Annotated in this window: 4 protein-coding genes, 14 tRNA genes and 2 rRNA genes; 4 read left to right on the top strand and 16 right to left on the bottom strand. The window is 44.2% G+C overall.

All coding sequences use genetic code 11. From position 1 onward, the window contains the following. Positions 1 to 189 precede the first annotated feature (189 nt). The 4 genes from rrf (L3V31_RS07150) (at position 190) to L3V31_RS07135 (ending at position 685) form a co-directional block, all read left to right on the top strand. Positions 190 to 306 (top strand): 5S ribosomal RNA (gene rrf / locus L3V31_RS07150). A gap of 61 nt (positions 307 to 367) precedes the next feature. Next, a tRNA-Thr gene (locus L3V31_RS07145) sits at positions 368 to 443 on the top strand. Positions 444 to 461: 18 nt separating this feature from the next. Then, positions 462 to 578 (top strand): 5S ribosomal RNA (gene rrf, locus L3V31_RS07140). A 30-nt stretch (positions 579 to 608) separates the two neighbouring features. Then, a tRNA-Asp gene (locus tag L3V31_RS07135) sits at positions 609 to 685 on the top strand. 1,049 nt (positions 686 to 1,734) lie between these two features. On the opposite strand, the gene L3V31_RS07130 is transcribed toward L3V31_RS07135, so the two are convergent. The 16 genes from L3V31_RS07130 to mutY all read right to left on the bottom strand — a co-directional run bounded on the left by L3V31_RS07130 (position 1,735) and on the right by mutY (position 7,882). Then, positions 1,735 to 1,810, bottom strand: a tRNA-Asn gene (locus tag L3V31_RS07130). A 19-nt stretch (positions 1,811 to 1,829) separates the two neighbouring features. After that, positions 1,830 to 1,905, bottom strand: a tRNA-Thr gene (locus L3V31_RS07125). 40 nt (positions 1,906 to 1,945) lie between these two features. Beyond that, a tRNA-Asn gene (locus L3V31_RS07120) sits at positions 1,946 to 2,021 on the bottom strand. 19 nt (positions 2,022 to 2,040) lie between these two features. Continuing rightward, positions 2,041 to 2,116 (bottom strand) — tRNA-Thr (locus L3V31_RS07115). Between the two features lie 54 nt (positions 2,117 to 2,170). Then, positions 2,171 to 2,246 (bottom strand) — tRNA-Phe (locus L3V31_RS07110). A gap of 233 nt (positions 2,247 to 2,479) precedes the next feature. Beyond that, positions 2,480 to 4,105 (bottom strand): methyl-accepting chemotaxis protein, encoded by a 1,626-nt coding sequence (locus tag L3V31_RS07105; protein WP_237315388.1) that lies wholly within the window; start codon positions 4,103 to 4,105, stop codon positions 2,480 to 2,482. A gap of 266 nt (positions 4,106 to 4,371) precedes the next feature. Then, positions 4,372 to 4,447: transfer RNA gene (locus tag L3V31_RS07100), tRNA-Asn, on the bottom strand. Positions 4,448 to 4,501: 54 nt separating this feature from the next. Further along, a tRNA-Phe gene (locus L3V31_RS07095) sits at positions 4,502 to 4,577 on the bottom strand. A 7-nt stretch (positions 4,578 to 4,584) separates the two neighbouring features. Then, positions 4,585 to 4,660: transfer RNA gene (locus L3V31_RS07090), tRNA-Thr, on the bottom strand. Positions 4,661 to 4,729: 69 nt separating this feature from the next. Beyond that, positions 4,730 to 4,805: transfer RNA gene (locus tag L3V31_RS07085), tRNA-Asn, on the bottom strand. A 72-nt stretch (positions 4,806 to 4,877) separates the two neighbouring features. Continuing rightward, positions 4,878 to 4,953, bottom strand: a tRNA-Phe gene (locus L3V31_RS07080). Between the two features lie 7 nt (positions 4,954 to 4,960). Beyond that, positions 4,961 to 5,036, bottom strand: a tRNA-Thr gene (locus L3V31_RS07075). 56 nt (positions 5,037 to 5,092) lie between these two features. Beyond that, positions 5,093 to 5,168, bottom strand: a tRNA-Phe gene (locus tag L3V31_RS07070). 100 nt (positions 5,169 to 5,268) lie between these two features. Further along, on the bottom strand, positions 5,269 to 6,411 hold the full coding sequence (mltC, locus tag L3V31_RS07065; RefSeq protein ID WP_237315387.1) for a membrane-bound lytic murein transglycosylase MltC: 1,143 nt from the start codon (positions 6,409 to 6,411) through the stop codon (positions 5,269 to 5,271). A gap of 102 nt (positions 6,412 to 6,513) precedes the next feature. Further along, positions 6,514 to 6,786, bottom strand: a complete 273-nt coding sequence (locus L3V31_RS07060; protein ID WP_014233043.1) for an oxidative damage protection protein — start codon at positions 6,784 to 6,786, stop codon at positions 6,514 to 6,516. Between the two features lie 19 nt (positions 6,787 to 6,805). Continuing rightward, complete coding sequence (gene mutY / locus L3V31_RS07055; protein WP_237315386.1) at positions 6,806 to 7,882, bottom strand: A/G-specific adenine glycosylase; 1,077 nt, start codon at positions 7,880 to 7,882, stop codon at positions 6,806 to 6,808. Positions 7,883 to 7,988: the final 106 nt, after the last annotated feature.

Genomic DNA, 7,988 nt, shown 5'->3' with positions numbered 1-7,988 from the left:
TGTAAGCGTTGTGAGGCGTTGAGCTAACCTGTACTAATTGCCCGTGAGGCTTAACCATACAACACCCAAGGGGTTTTGATGGACTCAATGCAAGAACATTGAATGTGTAATAACGAGAATTAAAAAAAACAGCTTTCCAAGTTTATTTACTTTCAGCTTTTAGAAAAAGCTAAAGGTAAAAAGAATTTGCTTGGCGAACATAGCGTTTTGGACCCACCTGATTTCCATGCCGAACTCAGAAGTGAAACGAAATAGCGCCGATGGTAGTGTGGGGTTTCCCCATGTGAGAGTAGGACATCGCCAGGCTTTAAATTTAAAGAGCCCGTTTGAAAGAACGGGCTTTTTTAGTCTTCAGGGACATCTTGATGCTGATATAGCTCAGGTGGTAGAGCGCATCCTTGGTAAGGATGAGGTCCCCAGTTCGAGTCTGGGTATCAGCACCATTTACAATTAGAATTTTACTTGGCGACCATAGCGCTTTGGACCCACCTGATTTCCATGCCGAACTCAGAAGTGAAACGAAGTAGCGTCGATGGTAGTGTGGGGTTTCCCCATGTGAGAGTAGAACATCGCCAGGTTCTTATTAGACTCAATAGTCTGACCAATGCGGAGCGGTAGTTCAGTTGGTTAGAATACCGGCCTGTCACGCCGGGGGTCGCGGGTTCGAGTCCCGTCCGCTCCGCCACTTATTCCAGACCTCAGCAGAAATGCTGGGGTCTTTTAGTTTGTGCTGAGTTAAGATCAATAAGTCCAGCAGGAGGGCCTGCCTGTAGCCTGAGACTCTAGTCGCTCCATCACTTGTTCTCAAAGCTTTGCTAAAGACCGAGTATATCCACCCTTTAGTCCTAATGCCTCCAGATTGCCTGCCTGTGGCTCTGGTCTTCTGATCTTCAAGCAGAAATACCAGGTTTTTTATTTTGTATTGAGTGACTTTACTCAGACCTATGAGTTCCTCGCGTTGAGAGCCTGCTTAATCTCAAGCTCTACAGATCCTCTGCTTATTCTGAACGTCAGAAGAAACCTCACATTCTTTGTCCGCTGTCACTTGTCTTGAGTCTTAGCTAGAAAGGTAATACTTATTACTCTGGAATTTCAAAGGTGGCTTATACGCTAGTATATGGCGTGTTATTGGGTGCTGTATGGTGAAATCTCCAGTCGATTTATGTTTACGGTGTGTTGGCGTAAGGTGTACTGATAGAAATGCTTAGGATCAATTACAGGGCTTTCTCTGTTGTGAATGGACTAGCGCATTTCTCGGCTTTAATCGCACTCGCTAAGGGCTCGCAGTGAACGTTTTCCTTGATTCATCGTTCTGGAGAAAGAGCTTAATCTTAAAGTTTGCTCCTAGCTCTGTAAGCTCTCTATAGCGTCACAGGTTGGCGATAACGATCATTATGTGAAATTACGCACTAACAATTTATAAAGGCATTAAAGGACCGCTAGAGAGTCAATGCTGGGCTTTGATGAGTATATAGATAGTTGGTGCTGGTACTGAGGTTTGTATAACGAAAGAGGCAAATGTGATCTGTGCTATTGCTAAGCCTTACGAGCAATACTTTTTATTTATATCGCGATCCAATAAGGGAGGGGAACAAAGACAAACTTCTGGCAGTGTATTGATTAAACAAAGCTTTAAAGCCAATGACTTGCTAGCGAGGATAAGAAGATAAGAAGATCTATTCGGGCTTTTTAAACGAAAAAAAAGCTGCATCAAGTGATGCAGCTTTCCAAAAGTGGCTCCTCCTGCTGGGCTCGAACCAGCGACCTGCGGATTAACAGTCCGTCGCTCTACCAACTGAGCTAAGGAGGAATTGTCTTTTTAAATTAAATGGTGCCGACTACCGGAATCGAACTGGTGACCTACTGATTACAAGTCAGTTGCTCTACCTACTGAGCTAAGTCGGCACGTTTTCATTAACAAGCAATAGTCTTGCTAATTGAAAAGTGGCTCCTCCTGCTGGGCTCGAACCAGCGACCTGCGGATTAACAGTCCGTCGCTCTACCAACTGAGCTAAGGAGGAATTGTTTTTTAAGAATAAATGGTGCCGACTACCGGAATCGAACTGGTGACCTACTGATTACAAGTCAGTTGCTCTACCTACTGAGCTAAGTCGGCACACCTTATTCTTTTAACTATTGTTCGTGCTAAGCACCAACAATTAATAAACTGTGGTGCCCGGAGGCGGAATCGAACCACCGACACGAGGATTTTCAATCCTCTGCTCTACCGACTGAGCTATCCGGGCGACGAGGTGTATTAAACGGTTTTTCGCTTCTTAGGTCAACAATAAAATTCAAATAAAATATCGTTTGATGAAATTGTGCTCGGAGTGGGCTGTTTTTATGCGTTTTAAATGGTGATACACCTTGCTTTAAGAGTTCTTGGGAATTAAACGACGAGTTTGTTTGCCTGATTAGTAAGTCAAAAATAATAAAGCACGTTTGAAAACGTGCTTTATGTTAGTAAATTGGCTCTAAGCTAGTGCTTTACAGAGAACTTATTCACCCATCCTTCCAGATCATTCGCTAAAGAAGCCAGGCTTTGAGTGCTTGATTGACTCTCTGTGACCACCGAATTTAGCTGATAACCACTTTCTTCAATCAGATTTATGCGGTGTGCAATATCGTCGCTGACATGGGTTTGCTCCGCAGCAGCTGTTGCGATTTGTTGGCTCATTGTCGTAATGGCTTCTAATGCTGTCACTATCTGTTGTAGAGCTTCAGAAGCACTTTGGGACTGTGTGACTGTGCTTTGACTGGTCTCAGCGCAAATCTCCATTGTTTGGATAGCATGGCGAGAACCTTGCTGGAGGTTTGAGATCATGTTCTGGATCTCTTTTGTACTATCTTGAGTACGGCCAGCAAGTTTGCGAACTTCATCGGCCACAACAGCAAACCCTCTGCCTTGCTCACCCGCGCGAGCGGCTTCAATAGCTGCGTTTAGCGCCAGTAAGTTAGTTTGTTCTGCGATATCACCAATGACGTCTAAAACTTTGACGATGTTGTTTACATCCTGATCTAAATTAGCTACCGCCAGACTGGCTGTATTTAACTGATTTGCCAGCCCCTGGATATTATCCACCGTACTACAGATCAGTGATTGGGTATGTTGACTTTGTTTGTCCGCTTCATCCGTATTTCGAGCGGTATCATTTGCTGACGTTGCGACTTGATTGGATGACGAGGCCATTTCTGTCATCGCTGTCGCAATCATAGCGGTTGATTGCTGTTGCGATAAGGTCAAATCAGCAATGGTTCCAGAGCGTGATTCAACTGCGGATAACTCTGAGCGCAGAGCGAGCATAGAACTATCGAGATTCGTTACCATTGTGGCCAGAGACTGACTCATGTTCTGCACAGCATCGTAAATACTATCTTTTGGGGCTACCGTATCGAAACTTGTCTGGATATTGCCCTGAGAGACCGCCTGAACGGCTTGGCGTACGTCATGAGGCTCTCCTCCTAATACGTTCAGCATCTTGCGGATGGCGATGGTTAGGCTGGTAAGAATAGCACCTGCTATGAAGAGGCATAGAATGAGTTGCCATTGTGCGGTAGCCCAAAAACGTGCATTTACCTCGTTAAATCCAATACCAGTACCTACAACCCATCCCCAGTGAGGCGTTTTTTCTGCTATTGAATGCTTCTCTTCAATGCTTCCGTCGGTTTGTGTTTGGCTCCATGTATATTCGACAATCTGGCCTGTTTTGTTATCCAAAATATCTAATATTAATTGGCCAACGCTATTGTTATTGCTGTCTTTGAAGTCATGGAAGCTGGTGCCATGCAATTGTGGATCGAGAGGCGCAGCGACAAATATCATGTTCTCATCGGCAACATAAACGTATTCATTATCTTTATAGATATTGTTGCGAAGCAGCCGAGTCGCCAGTGCTTTTGCTTCATCTTCCGGAAGTTCACCACTTGCAGCCATTGCTTCTACTTCTGTCAGAATGCTATATGCGCTCTTGAACAGTTCTGTCACTCGAGCTTTGTTATCAAGGTTACTTGCAACTCTCTGAGTCCATAAACCTGTAGCGGTTAATGCGAGCAACGCCAGCAATATAATCGCAGACAGTAAATAGGCTTGAGTTTTTAGTTTCATATTTGGGCTCACAAATTTTTTAGTTGCTATGCAAAGCATGGTTTATTTTAGAAATTGAATAGACAAGGCATCTTATTGAAGAAGGAAATGAGCGCCTACAAGTGCTTGTTTAAATTATGATGGAGATTAAATTTTTATCGTGAAATAAGTTTTTCAAGAAGTGAGCTTTATATGTGAGGGCGGGGCTATGAGTGAAAGTCGTGACTGGGTAGGGGAGAATATATAGATAAAAAAAAGCCGCATCATGTGATGCGGCTTCTTGAAAGTGGCTCCTCCTGCTGGGCTCGAACCAGCGACCTGCGGATTAACAGTCCGTCGCTCTACCAACTGAGCTAAGGAGGAACTATTCTGTTTGTGTCTTGCTAATCAATTAAATTAAGCAAGTGCACCAAATAATGGTGCCTCGAGGCGGAATCGAACCACCGACACGAGGATTTTCAATCCTCTGCTCTACCGACTGAGCTATCGAGGCAAAAGAATGGTGCCGACTACCGGAATCGAACTGGTGACCTACTGATTACAAGTCAGTTGCTCTACCTACTGAGCTAAGTCGGCACACTTTATTCTTTTTAGAAGAGATAGACTCTTCTTTTTAGAATCCCAACTGAATGAAATTCTAGAAAGTGGCTCCTCCTGCTGGGCTCGAACCAGCGACCTGCGGATTAACAGTCCGTCGCTCTACCAACTGAGCTAAGGAGGAATTGTACTTTTAACAACAAAAAGTTGTTTGTGTCTTGCCAATTATTTCAAATTAAGCAAGTGCACCAAATAATGGTGCCTCGAGGCGGAATCGAACCACCGACACGAGGATTTTCAATCCTCTGCTCTACCGACTGAGCTATCGAGGCAAAAGAATGGTGCCGACTACCGGAATCGAACTGGTGACCTACTGATTACAAGTCAGTTGCTCTACCTACTGAGCTAAGTCGGCACACTTTTATTCTTTTAACTTCTTGTCCGTGCTAAGCACCAACAATGAATAAATTGTGGTGCCCGGAGGCGGAATCGAACCACCGACACGAGGATTTTCAATCCTCTGCTCTACCGACTGAGCTATCCGGGCAACGGAGCGCTATTAAACGGATTTTCCCGCTTTGCGTCAACCACTTTTTTTAAATAATTTCAAAAAAGTGGTTGTTCGAACGCTTTTTGTTCAACTAGTGCTAGAAAGTTTGCACAGAGTTAAATTCCTTTTTGAAATTTGTAACTTTTTCTAGGTAGCGACGTGCTTCTGCATTGGGATGTTTTTTAGTTAGCGCCCAATAAACCTGGTTAGGTTGCAGAGAATTCAGATCACGCATCGCACGTTTTCGGTCGCTGCGGTTAAAGGTATTGAGAACGCCACCAGTACCGCCGTTGTATGCGGATATCATGCTGTATTCGAGCGATGTAGGGTGACTGACATCTTTTAAATAACGATTCTTCAAGATGTAAAAGTAAGCCGTCCCGGTATCAATGTTGTTTTCTGGATTAAACAAATACTCGGGGCTTGGTTGGCCCGAGCGATTTTTAACCAGTGCGAAAACGTCTCTGCCAGCTGTCTTTGGTACGACTTGCATCAAGCCATAGGCATTAGCCCAGCTAACCGCATATGGATTAAAACTGCTTTCTGTTTTGATAATGGCGTAAATCAAATCTTCAGGGATGTCGTACTTCTCTGCAGCTCGGCGCACGATACTCGCATATTGATAACTGCGCTGGATGAAGTGATCTTCCACCATCGGAATTTCTACGTAGTACGCTTTTTTGAAATCGACGTCTTTCGTTTTGATTTCGTGACTAATCAGGTAATCGGCAAAGCGGTTAGCTCGCCAGGACCATTGAATAGGTTTCTTATCTTGGTCGACAACCTGTTTATATAGAAAAGGCTGACCTTCGAGTTTGATATCTTTGGAAGAAAACAGGTCTACATTCGCCGGGTCATCAGGAGTGAGTAACGTTGTGATGATTGCGTTCTTGAGGTGCTTTTGGGGGTCGGTTGGCGAAACGGTTTCTATGGTGATGACACCTTTTTGGAAATCGACTTCAGCTCTACTCAGGTAGTTATCAATATATTTTACGTAATTACTTTTACCAGCGAGCTTAACTTCTCGCTTCCCCCATTTTTTTTGGATATTACCGGAGAAGCTCTTGATCAACGAATCGAGAGCCGAGGTGTCTTTCTCAAATTGTCCTGGTAACTCGGCTAAGTTATTGGCGAAGCGATTGGTTGGCTCGTAATCGACATCATAAAAATTTTCGACGAACTCGCGACTACAACCTGCCGTTAATAGAAGGGCTGCAACGATAAAGGCAATTTTTTTCATGGCTGATTATTAGATGGGATAGGATGGTGTGGCAATGACACCACAAGGTTTTATGTGATGTCATTGTTTTTGAATAAGCTTACTTTATTTGAACAAGTTGCTTTATTCGCTAGGTGGTGTGTAACCATCGATGTGAACATCTTTACCTTCAAACAGGAAGTTCACCATTTCAGTTTCGATCAGTTTACGATGCTCTGGATCCATCATGTTGAGCTTCTTTTCGTTGATCAACATGGTTTGTTTGTGTTGCCATTCAGCCCAAGCTTCTTTAGAGATATTATCAAAAATACGTTTACCTAGTTCACCTGGGTAAAGTTGAAAGTCTAGACCTTCGCCTTCTTTCTTTAGTCGAGCACAAAACACAGTGCGGCTCATAATGACTCCTTGCATTCAATTAACGAAGTTCGTGAGGTAGCGCTTCCAGCAAAAGTTTTACTGGCGCGGCTAAGCCTACTTCTTCAGGTTTAGATAAGTTATACCAAAGACCTTTGTTACCTTCCATTATCACATTGGGTTGCTTTGACAGGTCAATCAAAATTGGTGTGATATCGAGATGGTAATGACTAAAGGTATGGCGGAAAGTGATCAGCGTTTGCTGCTCTTTAATGTCATTGGCTTGAATACCGCGCTGCTCTAATAGCAAATCAATATCGCTTTCAACATCTACATGTTCGGTCTGCGGGAAGCAAAATAGTCCGCCCCAAATACCAGTTTGAGGCCTTTGTTCCAGCCATACTTCATGCCCATTCGCATTTTGGTGGTGCAGCATGACAAAGCGGGTTTGCTTAACTGGTTTGTCTTTCTTGGGCTTTTTACCAGGATAGTCGAGGACATTGTTTTGTTTTTTCGCCACACAGAGATCAGCAACTGGACATAACGTGCATTTAGGTTTGCTGCGTGTGCAGACCATTGCCCCCATGTCCATCATGGCTTGGTTATATTTATCGACATCCGTTTGTGGAGTATGTGCCTCGGCAATTTCCCACAACTGGTTTTCCACTTTTTTCTGGCCAGGCCACCCTTCAACCGCAAAGCATCGAGAAAGCGTTCGCTTAACGTTACCATCGAGAATCGCATGGGGCTGTTTATGGACTGATGACAGTACTGCAGCTGCAGTTGAGCGTCCAATTCCTGGCAGTGCGTTCATTTGCTCTATATCAAGCGGAAACTCACCATTGTATTTATGGGCAACCTCTTTGGCCGCTTTATGAAGGTTGCGAGCTCGGGCGTAGTAACCGAGCCCCGTCCAAAGGTGCAGCACTTCATCTTGCTCTGCATTTGCGAGGTCGACCACGGTCGGAAACCGCTCTAAAAAGCGTTGGTAATAGGGAATTACCGTAGTGACCTGTGTTTGCTGAAGCATAATTTCAGACAACCAGACACTGTATGCGGTTTTGTTCTGTTGCCACGGAAGATCTTTTCTTCCATATGAGTCATACCACTCTAAAATGGCACTGGCGAAAGGGGTCACGACTTGCTCTGTATTCTATTATTGGTTAGGGGCAAAATTGCACCACGAATGGGTGATAAGTACAACTGTTAAAGTGTGGGAATATTACAGGGAGCATCATAGCTTT

The sequence above is a fragment of the Vibrio sp. J1-1 genome, from assembly GCF_021728395.1.
Classification (GTDB): Bacteria; Pseudomonadota; Gammaproteobacteria; order Enterobacterales; family Vibrionaceae; genus Vibrio.
This window is presented reverse-complemented; position numbering and strand designations above follow the sequence as displayed.

Bases quoted from the DNA above. Each gene is read 5' to 3' on its own strand.
- L3V31_RS07105 (WP_237315388.1), bottom strand. From the start codon at position 4,105: ATGAAACTAAAAACTCAAGCCTATTTACTGTCTGCGATTATATTGCTG.
- mltC (WP_237315387.1), bottom strand. From the start codon at position 6,411: ATGAAAAAAATTGCCTTTATCGTTGCAGCCCTTCTATTAACGGCAGGT.
- L3V31_RS07060 (WP_014233043.1), bottom strand. From the start codon at position 6,786: ATGAGCCGCACTGTGTTTTGTGCTCGACTAAAGAAAGAAGGCGAAGGT.